The 19,467-nt window shown below is 36.6% G+C and carries 16 protein-coding genes; 2 read left to right on the top strand and 14 right to left on the bottom strand.

Going from position 1 to position 19,467, the window contains the following annotated elements:
- Positions 1–174: 174 nt before the first annotated feature.
- The 11 genes from F3D3_RS18265 to F3D3_RS18215 all read right to left on the bottom strand — a co-directional run bounded on the left by F3D3_RS18265 (position 175) and on the right by F3D3_RS18215 (position 14,475).
- Entirely contained in the window at positions 175–1,101 is a 927-nt protein-coding gene (locus F3D3_RS18265) for a pectinesterase family protein (RefSeq protein WP_069875899.1), read from the bottom strand.
- Positions 1,102–1,153: 52 nt separating this feature from the next.
- Positions 1,154–1,969 (bottom strand): GyrI-like domain-containing protein, encoded by an 816-nt coding sequence (locus tag F3D3_RS18260; protein ID WP_069875898.1) that lies wholly within the window; start codon positions 1,967–1,969, stop codon positions 1,154–1,156.
- A 26-nt stretch (positions 1,970–1,995) separates the two neighbouring features.
- A complete protein-coding gene (locus F3D3_RS18255) occupies positions 1,996–3,033 on the bottom strand; it encodes a BtrH N-terminal domain-containing protein (protein ID WP_069875897.1) in 1,038 nt (345 codons plus the stop codon).
- Positions 3,034–3,366: 333 nt separating this feature from the next.
- On the bottom strand, positions 3,367–3,951 hold the full coding sequence (locus F3D3_RS18250) for an ANTAR domain-containing response regulator (protein ID WP_084389153.1): 585 nt from the start codon (positions 3,949–3,951) through the stop codon (positions 3,367–3,369).
- Positions 3,952–3,957: 6 nt separating this feature from the next.
- Entirely contained in the window at positions 3,958–5,295 is a 1,338-nt protein-coding gene (gene glnA, locus F3D3_RS18245) for a type I glutamate--ammonia ligase (protein ID WP_069875895.1), read from the bottom strand.
- Between the two features lie 31 nt (positions 5,296–5,326).
- Positions 5,327–6,583: an ammonium transporter gene (locus tag F3D3_RS18240; RefSeq protein ID WP_069875894.1), complete on the bottom strand. Its 1,257-nt coding sequence runs from the start codon at positions 6,581–6,583 to the stop codon at positions 5,327–5,329.
- A 316-nt stretch (positions 6,584–6,899) separates the two neighbouring features.
- Positions 6,900–8,693, bottom strand: coding sequence for an ATP-binding protein (locus F3D3_RS18235; protein WP_069875893.1), 1,794 nt, complete (start codon positions 8,691–8,693; stop codon positions 6,900–6,902).
- Between the two features lie 233 nt (positions 8,694–8,926).
- Positions 8,927–10,432: a sodium:alanine symporter family protein gene (locus tag F3D3_RS18230; RefSeq protein WP_069875892.1), complete on the bottom strand. Its 1,506-nt coding sequence runs from the start codon at positions 10,430–10,432 to the stop codon at positions 8,927–8,929.
- 178 nt (positions 10,433–10,610) lie between these two features.
- Entirely contained in the window at positions 10,611–11,975 is a 1,365-nt protein-coding gene (locus F3D3_RS18225) for a sigma-54 dependent transcriptional regulator (protein WP_069875891.1), read from the bottom strand.
- A gap of 2 nt (positions 11,976–11,977) precedes the next feature.
- On the bottom strand, positions 11,978–13,966 hold the full coding sequence (locus tag F3D3_RS18220; protein WP_069875890.1) for a transporter substrate-binding domain-containing protein: 1,989 nt from the start codon (positions 13,964–13,966) through the stop codon (positions 11,978–11,980).
- Positions 13,967–14,178: 212 nt separating this feature from the next.
- Positions 14,179–14,475, bottom strand: a complete 297-nt coding sequence (locus tag F3D3_RS18215) for a helix-turn-helix domain-containing protein (protein WP_069875889.1) — start codon at positions 14,473–14,475, stop codon at positions 14,179–14,181.
- Between the two features lie 134 nt (positions 14,476–14,609).
- Here F3D3_RS18215 and F3D3_RS18210 point away from each other — a divergent pair, with 134 nt between their 5' ends.
- Positions 14,610–16,217, top strand: a complete 1,608-nt coding sequence (locus tag F3D3_RS18210; RefSeq protein ID WP_069875888.1) for an IS1634 family transposase — start codon at positions 14,610–14,612, stop codon at positions 16,215–16,217.
- Here the strand turns inward: F3D3_RS18210 and F3D3_RS18205 are convergent.
- The 3 genes from F3D3_RS18205 to F3D3_RS18195 all read right to left on the bottom strand — a co-directional run bounded on the left by F3D3_RS18205 (position 16,184) and on the right by F3D3_RS18195 (position 18,334).
- Positions 16,184–16,366, bottom strand: coding sequence for a hypothetical protein (locus F3D3_RS18205; RefSeq protein WP_069875887.1), 183 nt, complete (start codon positions 16,364–16,366; stop codon positions 16,184–16,186). The two genes, F3D3_RS18210 and F3D3_RS18205, sit on opposite strands and share 34 nt — an antisense overlap.
- A 208-nt stretch (positions 16,367–16,574) precedes the next feature.
- Positions 16,575–17,093, bottom strand: a complete 519-nt coding sequence (locus F3D3_RS18200; protein ID WP_069875886.1) for an HAD-IIIA family hydrolase — start codon at positions 17,091–17,093, stop codon at positions 16,575–16,577.
- Between the two features lie 164 nt (positions 17,094–17,257).
- Positions 17,258–18,334 (bottom strand): Fic family protein, encoded by a 1,077-nt coding sequence (locus tag F3D3_RS18195; protein ID WP_069875885.1) that lies wholly within the window; start codon positions 18,332–18,334, stop codon positions 17,258–17,260.
- 787 nt (positions 18,335–19,121) lie between these two features.
- Here F3D3_RS18195 and F3D3_RS18190 point away from each other — a divergent pair.
- On the top strand, positions 19,122–19,467 hold a 346-nt coding region (locus tag F3D3_RS18190; RefSeq protein WP_175438424.1), incomplete at its 3' end, for a site-specific integrase.

Below are 19,467 nucleotides of genomic sequence, written 5' to 3'. Positions count from 1 at the left end.
CCTTTGTATACGTTATACAAGGATTATAGATTATTTGAAGTGTTAAAGTATTAGCTCAATGTAAAGACTATGTAAGTTTATTGTTCCGCTTATTTAGGATTAATTAAATAACCTCGCATAATCCTTGAAACATTCAAGATCATACGAGGTTATCACTATGCCCATAAGCCCAATTTAACGCTTTAAAACACACTCAAGCCGCTCATCACGACGCGCACCCAAGCCTTCATTGCGCATTTCTGCAAAGGTTACAGTCTCTGCATTTTCTGAGTTGCCCCAAAGATCCCAGCCTTGTTTATGAATATGAGGTCCCATTTGACACTCTATAAACTTGACCTTTGCAAAAGGCCGCCATGGCCGCCCTAAAAAAACAGAATTTTCTTTGGCTGTACTGATCAAATTGCACTTATAAAAGATAAAGCCCTCAGCCGCATATTCTGGTGTAGAAGCCGCTGTGATATAGCCATTGATCTCCTCACCTCTATCATTTGATATGAGATCGCAATGATAAAAATCTGCCCTGCCACTTCCAAAGATAAAATCAATATCGCCTTGTATTTCACATGCCGTAAATCTAGAATAGGTGGGTTTACGCTCCGAATGCTCTTTAGGACCTGTAAAAGAATTTGGAATCCTAGGAGCCGATGGTAATGGCCCAATGAACAGCGTATCTTGATGCCCTTTGAGACAACAATTATTAAAATACGCCACTTTACAATCCACATACAGCGCTATGGCTTGTCCAACGCGTTCTCCTGGACCAGAGGCATTTTCTATGATCATATTTTCAGCTGAAAAATAATCTGAGCTCACAAAAAAAGTATAACTTCTAAACGTCTTCATCTGTTCCTCATTTTCTATGATTTTAAAAGCATGATCATCAAATGTAATCCGCGTGTTTGCTTTAGATTCACCTATAAGGTTGATATTTTTATCAACGATTTCGATCTTCTCTTTATAGATGCCATTTTTTATAAAAATCGTTATGGGTTCAAGCGCTTCGTCATTTTTAAGCGCATTGGATATAGGGCATATAGAATCAACCGCCCCCATAATCGTGCTATAATCACCAGTTCCATCTTGTGCTACTATAATCATCATTAACCTCTCCCAGTTTCATAATCTTTTGCTCTTATATGATCATAACAAAATTTTAGTTTGAATCAAAGGCCCTAATCGGTATCAAAATTTCAGTTTCATACTTTTCAGGATTGCCTTTCATGAGCATACCTGGACCTTTTAAGTAAATTTCTCTGCTTGGCGTATAACTTTCAAGATGATGCGCTTTTATATAATCTGTGATGATTTTATAACTGTTCGAAATGTGTTCATAAGGACCCACATGGACATACTTTACACACTTGATCGCTGGCAATGTACGCGTTTTGACTTCGCCCTTTTCGACTGCTTTCTTAACTGGAACTGCCACTTCAATATCGGCACCCTCTTCCATGTAATCTTCATCGTAATAAAGTGAAAAAGGGGCACCCTCCGCATGCATTCCCACAGCCTTATACAATTGACTGATGTATATGCCCAAATCCTCATAACGACCCTTATACCTTAAATAAGCTACTTTTACCTCTGCAATATCAACCTGTTCTACTTCATATGATTTTGACATAAATTTAACCGCCTTCATGTAATTCACTTCTTTTATAAGCGCCCTTTGATCCTTTTTGATCATAGCGACTTGAGTTTCAAGTTGTTCATGTTTTTCAAGCAAAAAATCTGCTAAGTCATCCGCGTGATCGATCCTAGGAACCACTTCAAGTAGTTCTTGTATCGAAAAATTAAACCGTCTTAAAGTCTTAATCACCATAGATTTTTGAAAATTTTCATCATCATAATATCGATAACCTGTATCCTCATCAATCTTTGCAGGTATTAATAGACCAATTTCATTATAATATCTTAGCGTTTTCACGGATAAAAATGTGATTTTTGAAAATTCTCCTATCCTATACATCAAAGCCCCCCTTGTCACAAATGAGTTCATACTTTCAACTCCGACAAAATATTTTGCATAACCAGCTCTTCTCTGCTGGCAATTTTTAATATGTCTTCTGACATTTCTTCAAGGATACTGACTTCTCCATGTTCATAAATATGCAGCATTTTTACTGCAATAGCTTCCCACAGAGTTCCAATCTCTATATACGCCTCTCCCTGGTTTTCAAGCTCTGATATTACTTTAGAGGCTTCTATTAAAAAATGCCCATACATAATTCTAAAAGCACCCCCACCAGTTCCCCCATCTTTATCTATCATATAATAATTTGTACATCCTGCAAGTTTAAACTGCTCTAACGAAAATATATGCCATTTTTTTAGTGCCTTTGCAAATTTTCTGATCCCATTTATACCAAGCAATTGAGCAGGTGGATTTAACATTTCATTCAGATTTTTCTTTATAGACGCTTTCAAAATGGCAGGTCCTATTGCCTGTATTTCTGAAAAATCAAATTCGATCCAATTATTGTTTGGCGGAAAAGGTCTAAAATTTGAGCTTCTGGCTTCTTTCATTTCAGCATAGGGCACCAAATGATAGTTTTCTCCGATCTCACCTTTGGGCGTACTAATTTTAAAGTCCTCATTATCCCTGTCAGAAACATAAAAAACACTTTTCTCATCATCATATCCAAATATTATGATTGAATGTCCTCCAAAATGACTGTTTTCATCAAGATTCATATATTTCAAATACACCATATCCACATAGAGCATTACAGGTCTATTATGATCTATATTTTGCTTCACTTTTTCCATAGCGATAGCCACATTTTTAGCGCTTTTTATTTTTATACCAATTCTGAGTGCTTTAGCAATATTTTCTTCAAATTCAAACGGTTTTATCCGACCCGATATCATTGGCGCATTTGCCAAATTTACATATGCAAATCCAAGACCTGAGCCAATCCCAAATATCATTTCTTCAGATAAAGGACAACCATAATAAGTAAAAATTTGTTTTAAGGAATTTGTAATACAGTGATGTCCTCCTAATGTTTTAAAGCGATCAATGATTTTCATTATGTTCCAACCTCCATTTCTCCTGTTCTATTCATTCTTTTTTTATCTCCGCTTATGTATAGTTTATACCCTCCACTGCGCTGGAGAGTCAATCCCTAAATCAAAGTATTTAAGATTATAAAAAAAACATCCTAAAATCAGGGTGTCAGGGTTCTGATCTTAGAATGTTTTCATTTATAATATATAATTTAAGGAGTAAGATGTTTCCATCTCTTTGAAGAGTTTGAATTTCAGTTGTATCTATTTTGAGGTTTTATTATATCAAGTGTATCAAGTTATGAGTTATGAGTTTCAGTTAATTTGAACCGTCTTAAGTCACACTCAGTAAGGATGTCAGGACTTTTCTGAGTATTTCTTGAGAACAGCTTTTGCAATGGCATCCATTTTCACAGAATGATCCATGCTTTTTTTCCTCATGTAGTTATAAGCTTGCTCTTCATTGAGCTGCCATTTTTCCATGAGTATTTTTTTTGCACTTTGAATCACATCTTCTTTTGGCATATCCTTTTTTTCCCGCTCTTGAATAGCCAAAACTTTCTTTTCTTCCCTAATTTGCGATAAGGCAGTCGCGATTACAGTTAAAAAGTGATTTCGATCCAAAGGTTTTTTCATATATCCACCGAGTATGGTTTGAGAAAGTAGGTGTTTAAAATCATCATTTACAGAATCCGTCATGGGTATAACTTTTGATAAATGATCGACCTCGATGATATGAATCATTTGTTTTGTATTAATCCCCCTTAGTGCAACATCTAGCAAAATCAGGTCAGGCAGGACTTGACGTGCTAAACGAAGCACTTTATATGGATCTTTAGCTTCAAAGACCGCATATCCTTCTTGCATCAGCCATGTACAAATTTGAGTCCTCACAGTAGTGTTTTGTTCAGCTACAACGATTTTTGAGCGAATAGCCTTCATGAGGGCTTAAAACTTTCTCAAATAACGATCTAATTCCCACTGTGACACATGCTTTGAGTACTCATTCCATTCATACATTGCGGCTTCTTTAAAACGTTTATAGGCATGCTTGCCTATTGCTTCTTTCATCAATTGACTCTGTGAAAAGGCATCGACAGCCTCACAAAGTGTAGATGGTAATCTTTCCATCTCAAGCAACTCTATATCTTCTTCTGTAATATGATAGAGATTACTTGAAATAGGTTCTGGTGGGCGCGTATTTTTCTTGATCCCATCAAGTCCTGCTTTTAATGTAGCAGCCAGTGCCAAATAAGGATTTGCACTAGGGTCTGGACTTCGAAGTTCCAATCGTGTAGAGTTGCCACGACCTGCAGGAATTCTGATGAGTGGACTCCTGTTAGACAGTGACCACGCTACCAGAATAGGCGCTTCAAAGCCAGGAATCAATCGCTTATAAGAATTCACAGTCGGGTTTGTCAGTGCTGTATATGCTCTCGCATGTTCCAGCAAGCCACCCAGAAACGCGTATGCCTTATCAGAGAGTTCGATTGCATCCTCTGGATCATAAAAGGCATTTTCACCATTTTCTCCAGATAACGAGATGTTGAGATGCATCCCAGAACCACTGATGCCAATGAGAGGCTTCGGCATAAAAGTCGCATGTAAACCATGTCTTTGAGCGATGATTCTCACAACCATTTTAAAGGTCATGATATTATCTGCTGTTTTTAAGGCATCCGCATATTCAAAATCGATTTCGTGCTGACCCGTTGCAACTTCATGATGAGAAGTTTCAATCTTAAAACCCATGGATTTAAGTGTCATAGAAATGTCATTTCGGGCATTTCCACCCATATCCATTGGCGCTAAATCAAAATAGCTTGCTTGATCATGCACTTCCAGAGAAGGATTGCCAAATTCATCTGTATGAAAGAGAAAAAACTCACATTCAGGACCGACGTTCATGGTATATCCCATGCCTTCGGAATCCTTTAACGCCTTTTTGAGGATGTATCTTGGGCAACCTTCAAATGGCGTTCCATCCATTTTATAAACATCACAAATCAAACGTGCCTCTCTTGGGGAAGAAGTCCACGGAAACACCGTGAAAGTGCTAATATCTGGCATTAGATACATATCAGATTCTTCTACTCTGACAAACCCATCGATACTGGAGCCGTCAAAGGTAATGCCACCATCAAGTGCTTTGTCAATTTGGTGTGTCATAATCGATACATTTTTAGTAATGCCTGTAATGTCTGTAAACTGAAGATGAATCAAATCCACTTCAAGTGCTCCAATTAGATCCTTTAGTTCTCTCTTTTCATCGGAAATAAATGACATTTTGCCTCCTGTAATGATAACGACCTTACGATCAGATCGTCGTTTGGTTTACCATTTTTTCTTTTTTGATTTCAAAGTCTGCGTAGCCGACGATGCCATGTTCCTCAAGATCAAGACCAAGAGTTTCCTCTCTAGCACTTACTCTGAGACCCATTGTCATGTCAATTACCTTAAAGAGTACAAATGAGCTGCTTATCGTCCAAAATGCCGTTGCAGAAATACCAATAACTTGTGTTGCTAAAAGGCTAATATCTCCTGTGTAGAGCAATCCGCCCTCAGTTGCAAACACGCCTACCATCAATGTTCCAAATACACCGCAAGCACCATGTACTGCAAATGCACCTACTGGATCATCAATTAGTAATACTTCATCAACAAATTTTGTAACATAAACAACGATTAATCCTGATAAGAAACCGATAACGACTGCCGCTTCAAGGCTTACAGCATCTGTTCCAGCTGTAATACCCACAAGTCCAGCAAGTGCGCCGTTTAAAGTCATCCCTACATCAGGTTTTTTATGTTTAATCCAAGTGATCGCCATTGCGCCAACAGCTCCTGCAGCTGCAGAGAGATTTGTCGTCATGAAGATATGTCCTACGAGCGTAGGGTTCCCCATTGACAAAGTCGATCCTGGATTGAAACCAAACCATCCAAACCATAGTATAAAGACACCAAGTGCTCCAAGTGTAATGCTATGACCTGGTATTGCATTAGATCTTCCTTTTTCATATTTTCCAAGTCGAGGACCAAGAACTTTGGCACCAACAAGTGCTGCCCAGCCGCCAACAGAATGGACTACTGTTGAACCCGCAAAATCATGAAACCCTCTAGCTGCTAACCAGCCGCCGCCCCAGATCCAATGACCTACGACGGGATATATAACTGCACTGATTACAAAACTAAAAACTAAATATGAGGCAAATTTTGTCCTTTCAGCCATGGCACCAGATACGATTGTAGCTGCTGTGGCACAAAAGACTGTTTGGAAAATGATAAAAGCTTCAATTGGGATCGAAAGTCCCAAATGTTCATAAGTCCCATTTGAAAATAAATTAATCTTGCCAACAAATCCTAAAATATCTGTATTGAACATCAACCCAAATCCAAATAGCCAAAAGATTAAAGACCCAACTGAAAAATCCATAAAGTTTTTCATGATGATATTGCCTGAATTCTTTGCTCTCGTAAATCCCGTTTCTACCATTGCAAACCCAGCTTGCATAAAAAATACCAAACAGGTTGCAACCAATACCCACATCGTGTCAATTGATTTTAATGTATCCATGCGAATCCCCCACTTTCTAATTTGTCGATTCAAAACATGGACAGCTGTCCTAACCATTCATAAAATCACATATTTCGGCTCATAGCTCCTATATTATATAAAAAGGCGTCATCAATGAAAGAGAACTTTTTCTCTTTTTTTTGAAGACGCCATTGCCTTAATGTTTAATTTTATGAATAATTATACTGTATACAGGTTTAATATTTACTGATTATAATACAGACTTTTCTCTTTTGCAAGCCCTTTTTTAAAAATAAATCATTTATTTTGTATTTTTTTAGTTCAAACCCAATTGGGATCTCCGTAAGTGTGTTTTTCATTGTACAATTGGGAGCTTTATATTAAAAGTAACCCCTTTACCATATGCGTTATCTACATCAATACTGCCCTTATGCTTATTGACAACAATATCGTATGCGATACTCAATCCTAACCCGGTCCCAACACCTACAGGTTTAGTTGTATAAAAAGGCATAAAAATACGACTTTCTTCGTCTATGCTTATGCCTCCACCATTATCTTGAATTTTACAATAGACATATTCTTGATCTGATCTGGTTTCAATATAAAGATTTCCAATCTCCTCCTGTAATCTAGTCTTAATCGCATAAGTACTATTGAGTATCATATTGAGTAAAACCTGATTAATTTGACTTCCAATACAAGTTATTAGGGGGATATTTGCAAAGTTTGTCTCAACTTGAACCGATGGTTTGAGCTCGTTGTTTACCATCATAAGCGTATTTTCAATGCCTTCATTGAGATCATATTGAGAAAAGTGATCTCCTTGATCTACTCTGGAAAAAGTTCTCAACCCATTTACTATTTTGGAAACACGTTGCAAGCCTTCGTTTATATCACTCAAAAGTTCTTCCAAATCATCTATGACATCTTCAATATAATATTTTTTACGAAGCGCTTCTATATTGCTTATAGACTCTGTAACATCAATATTACTCATCGTGCATTTTTTTAGATTCTCATAAGTTTGATATACTTCTCCCAATACGCCAACATTTTGTTTAAGGGTATCGACATTGCTCAAAATATAGCCCAAGGGATTGTTAATTTCATGTGCGATACCTGCAGCTAGGTGACCGACACCCACAAGTCGCTCTTGCTGTATAATCTGTGATTGCGCTTTTTGAAGAAGTTCAAGGGTAATCTCTAGTTCAGTATTATAATTTAGGAGCTCTTCTTCTGCAAGCCGTCTTTCAAAAGCATGGCTGAAAATCTCCGACGTCAGTTTTAAAAGTGTCACATCCTCTGGATTCCAATTGCCGATGCTATCCAATTTATCGAATCCTATAAAACCTCTAAGTTCTTGCTTAATTAAAATCGGTAATACCAATACAGACTTTATGTCTTGCTGATCCAATATTGTTTTCTCAGCACTGGCTTCCAACGGTAATAATTTGACATCTTTTATGTCTATGATCTCTCTCTTTTCAAGTTTTGCCATCCACCATGGAAAAATGTCAACAGGCAATCCTTTTAACTCTAATATTTGGGGATTCACACCTGCCTGACACCACTCAAAAGTATTGTCCATATGCGTTTTATCAGCGCTGAATTCAAAAATATAAGCTCTACTTGAGTTGCTAAACCGTCCCATTTCTTCCAAAGACGAATCAATGGCTTGTTCTATATCGCTTATTGTAATGAACCTTGAAGATAAAGAGGCAATGAGCTGTTCAAAATTTAACTGATGACGCATTTTGAGCTCCGTTTGCTTTCGAGTTTCAATAGACCTAAACATCAATGATGCTCCAATCAATAAGTCTTCTTCCACAATAGGCATAAAAGACAATTCAAACCATTGGGTATCACCGTGTCCAGTTAGATCTATATTGAGCTCAAAAATATTTGCATGCCCTTTTAAAACACCTTCAATTTCAGATTTCAAAAGTGATTCTCTAGAATCCATTAAGTAATCCATTATAAAACGACCGAGTTCTAATTTTAAGGGGGAAATCCTATTGATTAACTTTTCTGCTGGATCATTAAAATGTACAATACAACCTTCAGCATTGAGAATCACAACAGATTGACTAAGTGCATTCAAAACACTTGATAATTTAGGTTGATGTTCCATGTCTATTCTATTCATAAATTCACGTCCTCATTATTGTGTGCGCCTTATGCCTTATACTGATATTATCTTTTGGATCGACGTCAGTTTTATACCCATTTTATTAAAATTCAATAAAAAAAAAGACGCTAGATCATGATGCTGAATATCATTGACCTAGCGTCTTTTATAGAGGAGATTACCCATTGTTTAAATAATACACTGATTTCAGTTAGACTGTCGAAATCGCGTTTTCATGAACACACTAACGATTAAGCAACTTTATTTTTTTTAGCGGCTTGTTCTTCAACTTGTCTTTGAGCTGTCGCTTCATTTTTCTTAAGATTTTCCATCCATAAATCCGCATTTTTTATGCCCAATTTTTCTGGGTTGAAAACTGGATTTAAGCCGAGTTTCTTTTGAGCTTCAAAATCTTTAAGCGTTGCAACGCCTACTTTAGTTAAAAGCAAGATCGCAATGATATTTAACCAAGCCATCAAACCTACGCCAACATCCCCAAGAGCCCATGCAGAACCTTCTGAATTAATAGCGCCAACAAATGTCATAACGAGTAACGCAACTCTAGCAAAGTTAAAAATCAATTTATGATTTTTAGAATTTTTAAAGATATAAGCCACATTGGATTCTGCATAATAGTAATATGCCATCAAAGTTGTAAAAGCAAAGAAGAACAATGCGATTGCAACAAAAGCTTTACCAAAACCGGGTACAAAAGAGTCCAGTGCCATTTGTGTAAATGCAGGACCTGGTGTTACGCCTGGAATGTTTTCTACGAGCACAGTACCTGCTGTATCATAGATATTGTACATGCCTGTAATTAAGATCATAAATGCAGTTGCAGAACATACGAATAGTGTGTCTACATATACAGAAAATGCTTGAACCAAACCTTGTTTAGCTGGATGTGTAACCTCAGCTGCAGCCGCAGCCATAGGACCTGTTCCTTGTCCAGCTTCATTTGAATAAATACCACGTTTAACGCCCCACATAATCGCTTGTCCGATCACTGCACCTGTAGCGGCTTTCGCACTAAATGCATGTGAGAAGATTAATGCAAATATTGAAGGAATTTGACCTATATTTAATACGATTATAACCAATGCTACCAGAATATAAGCGATTGCCATAAAAGGCACGATAACTTCTGCAGCTTTACCAATTCTTTTAACACCACCAAAAATGATTAAGCCAAGTAATGCTGCAACAATTCCCCCAGTCACTGGTGCAGGAATATTAAAGGCAGTGTTCATAGCTGTTGCAATACTGTTTGCTTGTACCCCTGGCAAGAAAAACCCACATGAAATAATTGCTGAAATTGCAAACAAAATTGCATACCATTTTTGGCCAAGGCCTTTTTCAATATAAAATGAAGGTCCACCACGGAACTCGCCGTCCATCTTAACTTTATAAACTTGAGCAAGTGCAGCTTCGATATATGCTGAGCCTGCACCAAGAAATGCAATTGCCCACATCCAGAATACAGCACCTGGACCACCAAAACCAATTGCTGTTGCAACACCGGCAATATTACCCGTTCCCACACGGCCACCAAGTGCCATTGCAAAACTTTGAAAAGAAGAAACACCACTTTCTGAACTGTTGTCCGTAAAAAGTTGTTTTACCATGTCCTTAACAAGTCTCACTTGTGGAAAAAACATGATCAGTGAAAAGAAAACCCCTGTGCCAAGGCACAACCACACTAAATAATTAGACCAAATTAAATTGTTCAACACGTTGACGATTTCGTTGAATGACATTTTTTTACCCCCTACTTATTATTCTTGAATGCCGTCTACAGATCACCATGAATTTTCATAGCAACCTGCACACTATATAAGAGCAATTGTCATGCCAACTCCATTTATTACGGTTTTTCAACATTTGTGTAATATTCTTGTCATATAAAAACGAGAAATAAATTTCTCAATATGAAATTTATTTCTCGTTTTTTGTTTTAAAGCGTTCAATATCAATCTCTAGTTCTTGAATCTTATTAAAAAGTTGACGTCTTGTTATGTCCAAATGCTCTGCTGCTTGAGTTAAATGGCCTTCGGTATGCTTTAGAATACGTTCTATATAGTGCTTTTCCGATTGATTTCTAAAAGTTTTTAAAGTCTGAATCTGAAATTGAGTTTTATTCTTTTGATCCAGATAGAGATCTTCTTTTCTGAGAATCCCATCAACTGACAACACGATCAGTCTTTCAATCATATTCTTCAATTCTCGTATATTGCCTGGGTAATCGTATTGTAAAAGATAATCCATTAAATCATCATTGACCGATTTAATGGTCTTTTTCATGTCGCTTGCAAGTCTTGACATGAAAAAATGTACCATCTGCGGAATGTCTTCTCTGCGTTCCCTAAGCGGCGGAATTTCAAGTGCAAAAGTACTGATTCGATAGTAGAAATCCTCTCGGAATAGGCCCGTTTGAATCATCTCTGTAATATTGCGGTTCGTTGCACACACAAGTCTAAAATCCACATCAATCAGTCGGTTAGAGCCGATGCGCTCAATGCGTTTTGTGTCTAAAACGCGAAGCATTTTGACTTGCATATCCGGTGTCGCATCCCCAATTTCATCTAGAAAAAGTGTCCCGCCTTCAGCGGATTCAAACTTCCCTATACGCGTCTCTGTAGCACCAGTATAAGCACCCTTTTCATGCCCAAAGAGCTCTGATTCTAGCAAAGTCTTGGAATACGCGTGGCAGTTAACAGGTACAAAGTTCTTGTCTTTTCGATATGATTTTTCATGTATATAGGCTGCAAAAGCTTCCTTCCCTACACCTGACTCACCCAATAATAAAATATTGGCATTGCTATCCGCCACTTTATCGATCATATCTATAATTTTTTTCATTTTTGGATTTTTGGACATCATCAGATATTGACCCTTAACTGCGGGTTGACTCATCTTAAGAGATAATTCTGCTATTTTTTTGACCTTTTTGACTTCAAATAAAAGTTCCTCTGGATCATGTGACTTAATATAGTAAGAAAAAGCCCCCTTTTTAATCGCATCAATGGCATTTTTAATGCTTCCGTATCCAGTGATAATAACGACTTCAGTATCCACATGATCTGTCTTAATTTTTTTAAGCAGTTCAAAGCCATCAAGGTCCTGCATAAAAAAGTCGCTAATCACGAGATCATAACTCTCCTGTTCAAGCATTTCAAGTGCCTCTAATGAACTGGTCGTCGTTTTAACTTGATATTGCTCACCTTCAAGAATAAGCTTTAAAACATCACAGTAATGTTGTTCATCATCTACAATTAGTATTCTAAATCCACTGTTTTGCATGCCTACGCCTCATTATCTTTCTTTAGCTGAATTTTAAATATAGTACCCGTACCCCATTTCGATTTAACTTCTATTTTGCCACCTACTTTATGCAATTCATTATAGACAATGTAAAGGCCAAGTCCCGTACCTTCCCCCACCTCTTTTGTGGTGAAAAACGGATCGAATAATTTTTCTCTTGTACTGTCTTCTATGCCGATGCCATTATCAATAATATGAATAGAGGGACCAATCGCATTGTTTTTTAGCCAAATTGTGAGTTGCCCCCCACGTGGCATGGCATCTAAAGCGTTATTGATCAAGTTGATCAATATATGCTTAAGAGATTCTTCTTGAATATTGATCTCAATGTCTTCAAGAATGAGCTGACACTTCAAATGACTTTTATTCATAAGTTTTTCATTCAGCTGAATCACATTTTCTATAACGGGCTTTAAGTACACTTTTCGTGCAGTATCATCCGATAACCTTGAAAAATTAAGCAGATTATCTATGATCGTGGAGGCCTTATCTACGGATTCTTCTATCACTGAAAGCGATTGATCTAAGAGATTTTCATCCTTGTGATTGCGCTTCAATAAAAAGGCATAATTTCTTATAAGTCCAAGTGGATTTCTGATTTCATGCGCCACACCCGTGGCAAGTTGCCCAATAGCAGCCATTTTATTATCATGCAAAAGATGTGCTTCATTTACTTTTTTATCCGTTACATCCTCAAACATCAGTAATGTCGTCTCTTCAATTTGATCTTCATACTGAATATGATAGGGCATAACCCAAAAAGTTCTACCTTTAATGATTTGTTCATTGCCTTCTCTTAGCACAAGCCATTGTTCTTTAGCTTTTGAATTGATTCCAGGAATAAGGGTCCTAAGCTCAATTTGCGCCCCTGTTTCAGTGATGCCAAACAACTCGTAGAAAAGTGCATTCGCAGATAAAACTTTCAAATCATCTGAAACCACCACGATGAGATGACTCAATCCATCTAAAATTGTTTGAAGATTATTTTTACTGATCTTCAGTGCATTCGTTTGCTCATCTACTGCTTTTTTGAGTTCAAAGTTCCATATTAATATCAAAATGACGATCATCAACGCAATTATTGCAACACCAATGACGACAATCGTGAATTGTCTAACGCTATTATCATTATCTATCGGGGTGGAAATTCCAAACCATTTTTGTTGTATTTTATTAATTGTTTTTTTTTGATTAAGTGCATAAATACCCTTATTAATAATCATTTGAAGTCTTTTTTGATCAAGTGGCAAACTCAATACCATTGGGAGCTCATACAGAGGTTCATCCACAATTCTAAAATGCTCCGATAAATCATATAAACCCATAAAGTAACTAATGACGGGCTCATCCCCTACGAGAGCATCTACCTCACCATTCAACAGAGGTTCTAAATTGGTTTCGTAATCGGTTCCCAAAAAATACTGGATATTTTTGAAATTGTTTTTTAAATATTCATGCACATAATCGCCCTTTTGCACAGCAACGTGTTTGCCTTCAAGGTCTTTTACACTTTGAATGCTTTGGTCTGTTTTGGGCACCAGAATGACCCCTCTCTGATAATAGATGGGATCTGAAAAAAGATAGACTTCCGAACGTGCTTTTGATGGATACATGTCACAAATATCCGCTTTGCCTTCTTTCAGCGCCTGTAGCGCATCTTCCCAAATCATAGGTTGAAACTGTATTTCGGTTTCAAGCTCAATCGATAAAGCTCTCAAGTAATCAATACCAATCCCCTTATACTGCCCCGTCTCCTTATCAAAATATCTAAGCGGAGGCGAATTGTTGTCTGAAGCATAAATAATCGGACCATGTTCTTGTAAAAAAACTTTATCATCAACTGTTAGTTGATGCGTTCCCAAAAAGTACTGAAAAACATTCATATGATAAGTAGACATCGTGTATTGATCTAATAATATCAAGAATATAATAACTAATATAGTGCCCATTAAAATAACTTTATGTCTCATGCAACCTCCAATTTATAACTTTAAAGGTTATTAACTTTCTTTATTGCCTTCGTGCTCATATTGATGGTGTAAAATATTTTGAATGAGCTGTAATATTAGTATATTATTTTATGCTATGACTTACAACAAAAGATAAATCTTAGATTCTAAGCACATCAAAAGTCATATAATAGATTCAAATAAATTTTAGGAGGCTTCTATGAAATATGAACTTATTTTATTTCATAGACCTTAATTTTATTGTAAAGCTGCCTCACACTAATTTCTAATTGCATCGCTACTTTTTCAATATTATAATCATTTGATTCTAAAATGTGAATGATATGTGCTTTCTCAGCGGCTTGTCTCACAGATTTGAGAGATTTGCGCTCATTCATTCTCATTTGAGATGAGAATATGTCATACGGGCTCACCTCTTCAAGTTTTATGATCTGACCTTCTGATAATACGACCAATCTCTCCATGATATTCTTGAGTTCTCTGACATTCCCTGGGTAGTTGTAATTCATTAGAACCTAGGTTCCCTAAATGTATAACGATAAAACACGAATAAAATCTAGTAAAATAAATGGTTTAAGCCATTTTTGTCTTGATATTTACCTCGTTATATATTATAATATATAACGAGGGCGGTGATTACGTTATGGGGATTATATATCAAACAAACAAGAAAACTGGCATAACATATGCCTATCAAAATGAATCGTATTGGGACAAGGAAAAACAACAGTCAAGAGCAAACAGAAAGCTTTTAGGCAAGGTAGATTCTGCATCTGGTACAATCATTCCTACTCGTGCCTACAAAAAGATGAGTCAATCAGTTGAATCGTCATCTGTTAAACCTGGGCCTGTTGCAATGACAAAGTATCAACGCTCTTTTTTTGGCGCTACTTATCTGTTTGACCAGATTGGAAAATCTCTCGGGATTACAACCGATCTCAAAAGTTGCTTTCCTAATGATTATAAAAAGATTCAATCCATTGCTTATTATCTTATACTAGAAGAAAATAACTCCATGAGTCGTTTTTCTCATTGGCAAAAACTCCACATACATCCATATGGTGAGGATATAGTTTCTCAGCGCAGCAGCGAATTATTTCAATCTATCAATGAAGAAAATAGAATGCGTTTTTTCGAGAAGCAAGGAAAACGACGTATTGAAAAGGAATACTGGGCTTTTGACACTACTTCAATATCTAGCTATTCTGAAACGCTCAGTCAAGTGAAGAAAGGACGAAACAAGGAACATGATCGATTGCCCCAAATCAATCTTGCGCTATTGTTTGGTGAAGAATCTGGCTTGCCATTTTACTACCGAAAGCTGGCTGGTAACATCACAGATGTTAAAACTATCAAGCAATTGATGAGCGAATTTGATGTCATGGGATACAAAAAAGTTCGCATCGTTTTAGATAGAGGTTTCTATAGCAAGAAAAATGTTGACTTGCTCTACAAAAACCATCAAAAATTTCTTGTTGGTGTTAAACTTGGACTGAATTATATAAAAAGCGTTCTTGAAGAAGAACGTGCAAATTTGAGGCTTTGGTCAAATCTTAAAACCCAATTTGGTACTTATGGCATATGTCGTCAAATCGACTGGGACTATGAACAAGAACGTCCTTATAAGGGAGATACCATTAAGGATACCCGTCGTGCTTATCTATTGCTTTTCTATAATCCAGAAAAGGCAGCAAAAGATCAGTCTGATATGAATGATTATCTCACTCGTCTCTATAACGATCTGACGGATGGAACGCGCAAGGATTATTGCGGCAGTGATTATGACAAGTATTTCACCGTAACAGAAACGCCAAAACGAGGACGAAAGGTTGTTCCAAAAGAAGAAGCCATGAGAGAAGCCGCTAACAACTATGGTTACTTTGCATTACTCTCCAATGAAGTCAATGACCCGTTTGAAGCACTATCCATTTACCGAAGCAAAGATATCGTAGAGAAAGGGTTTGGCAACCTGAAAGAAAGACTAAATTTTAGAAGAATGCAGGTTTCATCCGAATTATCTTTAAATGGCAAGCTTTTTGTTGGATTTATAGCCCTTATTTATCTTTCCTATGTAAAAAAGAAAATGCAGGATGCAGGACTTTTTGATAAGTGGACACTTCAAGGCTTATTAGATGAACTCGATGTAATTGAACTGTTTGAGGCACCCACGCATGGTAGAGTATTAGGTGAAGTTACTGAAAAACAGACGGAACTCTATCATGCATTAGGAGTTGAACCACCCTCGTTATAAATTTCGGGAATGTAGGCTATATAACTCCCATGAATTTTAAACATTCTCTTATCGTTACAGTATGAACAATATCCTACGAATGGTTCATATGGTTCATTTGGTTCATTTGGTTCATTTGGTTCATTTGGTTCATTTGCTTGATTTGTCATTATTTTCGTCCTCCTTTAGTGAGCGTGTTTTGTCTAACGTTCCCGCGATTACCGAAGGCACTCCTTTTCCCTTAGGAAAAGTGGCGCTGGCCTTGCCCCGCAAGGACTGTGTCATCAGAACGATTTCCGGTAAGTGACGTGTTATCTGATGGCTTTAATCTTTTTTTAATCGTTTATTAGAATTCCATTTCTGAAATTGCATTATCGTTCATATTTCTTCCATTTGCTCATTAATTTCTTTATAAACTGCTTCAATCGATGCATAATTGTCACTAAAGTAGTGTCCATTAATTCCATAAAATTTGATTCCAGTTCTTTTTGACAAATCTTCATCACATTTAGAATCACCAATCAATATAGACTTATCTAGTTCAATCTCAGGGTATTTCAATATTGCACTTTTTATCATTCCTTCATTTGGTTTTCTACAATTACATTTTTCTGTTTCCGAATGAGGACAATAAAAAATGTCAATTCCTACCACTCCACACTGCTTCAGCCTATTATTTAGGTTGTTAGTGAATATTTGATATTCAGCCAAACTAATAATATTATCATTAATAATATGTTGATTTGTGATAATGATTATTTTAAATCCCAAATTCATTAAACCTTTTAGTCCTTCTATAGCACCTTGTAAAATTTCAGGTTCAATTCTATTTTTCCAATTTTTATCGGGATAATCTCTATTGATAGTGCCATCCCTATCTAAAAAAGCTATTTTCATATATACACCTTTTTTCTTTGTGCGGTTTCGTGATAACGTTCCCGCGATTACCGAAGTCACTCCTTTTGACCCTTAGGGCAAAAGTGGCGCTGTCCTTGCCTCGCAAGGGCTGTGTCATCAGAGTGATTTAGGTAATCGGCGTGTTAGCAGATCGTTCAAAACGTTTATACGCTTTGAATAAGTTTCAATAGCTTTTTATTGATAAAAATCTTCTCTTTTCCTCTTTGCTCAACTGATAGTATGCCTATGTTTACCAACTCATTCAAATAATTAGATGCTGTTTTTCTTGTAACACCTAATTCAGATTCTATGCTTCCAATCCTTGTATAAAATTCTGTGAAGATTATATTTACCAATTCTTTTGAATATATTTTTGGATTAACATTTTTGATATGATCTCCAGTTTCGTCAACAAGCATATTTATATGCTTTAATAATTCTAATGAGCTTTCTGATGTTTCTTGAATACCTCTCATCACATACAATATCCAGTTTTCCCAACTCCCATTTTGATGAATATCATCCAATAATTTATAGTATTCATTTTTTGTTGACAAAATGTACTTACTTAAATAGAGAATTGGAGAATCTAATAAGCCTTTCATAACAAGATATAATTCATTTATGATTCTTCCTGTCCGACCGTTTCCATCATAGAATGGGTGAATACTCTCAAACTGATAATGAATAATCGCCATTTTGATTAAGGGATCAATCTCATCATCTTCATTAATATATTGCTCCAAGTTCCATAATAATTCTCGAATTTCAGTTTCTGAAGATGGCGGTGTGTATATGACTTCACCTGTTCTATCATTTACCAATTTTGTTCCTGACTGTTTTCTAATACCAGCATTATTCTTTTCAATGATTCCCTGAATATCAACGATCATATTTGTTGTCAATATTTCATTTTCTTTTATTAACTCAATCCCTTTCCATAGGGCTTCTTTATAATTTAAGACCTCTTTAGCAGGTCCAATTAAATGCTCTTTTTTCATCATTGCTGTGAATAGTTCATCATGTGTTGTCACAATATTTTCTATTTCTGAACTCTCTTTAGATTCATTTAAGGTTATCGCATTTATCAATATATTTTTATTGGGTACAATCTCAGAATATCCTTTCAATTCAGCTATTCTTCGATTGGCTTTTGATACTTCTCTCAGAATTTTTTTCGTTTCAATATCAACAAGTTTGCCTTGATGTTGAGGTGGTAATTTTTCTAATGTATTGGTCATTTTAAACTCCATTCTATTCACGGGTAATTTTTATTCCTTTTTACTTATATATTAAATATATGGGTAATCATTACCTATGTCAATGATATACGAGTATTTTTTTAATTTTACTACCCATGTTTTGAATGTCTGCTAACGTCTCGGGGATTCTCGAAGTGCCTTGGTCTCGGCGTTCGCTTGGCGACGTTTTTGATCCAAGTTCACAAAAACGGTGACAAGCGATTAGCTGAGAATTGGCGTGACTCTTGCCTCAGGCTCGCATGAGGCATGCCAATAAAGGCATTTTGAGAATCCTCTGTTATACGATGCCGCATGCACTTAGTCTTTAAAATACATCGCGCTTTAACGGTGGGGCACCTTAGGGTCTCGCCGTTATCTTTCCTCTGATCACATTTACCCAATACTTCTTTTTTCTTTTATAATCGTGATGATTCTTAGACAATTATAAAATATGCCTTAGTATCATCTACTTGCTCATATTAAATTTTCAACTTTCTTTGTGCGGTTTCGTGATAACGTCTCGGGGATTCTCGAAGTGCCTTGGTCTCGGCGTTCGCTTGGCGACGTTTTTGATCCAAGTTCACAAAAACGGTGACAAGCGATTAGCTGAGAATTGGCGTGACTCTTGCCTCAGGCTCGCATGAGGCATGCCAATAAAGGCATTTTGAGAATCCTCTGTTGGACGAAACCGCTACCGCGGTGACTTTTTAAATCTTTTTGCCCTAGACATATAGTGCTTTCTTTAGATATTCTTATTCTGAATCTAAAAGAAAAGGAGCTATTTTTTATGTCTAAATTATTATCTAAAATGCAAATGGATATGGAACTCAGAGGTTTCAGTCCAAAGACTGTCACTGTCTATCTCAAAGGGGTTAAGAAGATTTCGAAATTTCACAACTTGCCACCTGAGAATCTCACCTATGATCATGTTCGCGAATTTTTACATGATGCAATTACCAGTAGAAAGCTCAGTCGATCTTATGTAAATTCAAACTACAGTGCCATTAAATTCTTCTTCGAAACTACTCTTGGTCGTGAATGGAATATGGTCGATATTCCTAGGGTAAAACAACYGTCTAAGCTTCCAATTGCTTTAACACCCACACAGATTCACGCACTTTTTGACTCTGTCA

Origin of the sequence: Fusibacter sp. 3D3 (genome assembly GCF_001748365.1) — a bacterium.
Taxonomy (GTDB): domain Bacteria; phylum Bacillota; class Clostridia; order Peptostreptococcales; family Acidaminobacteraceae; genus Fusibacter_A.
The sequence above is the reverse complement of the archived record's forward strand: the minus strand, read 5'-3'. Positions and strand labels throughout refer to the sequence as shown.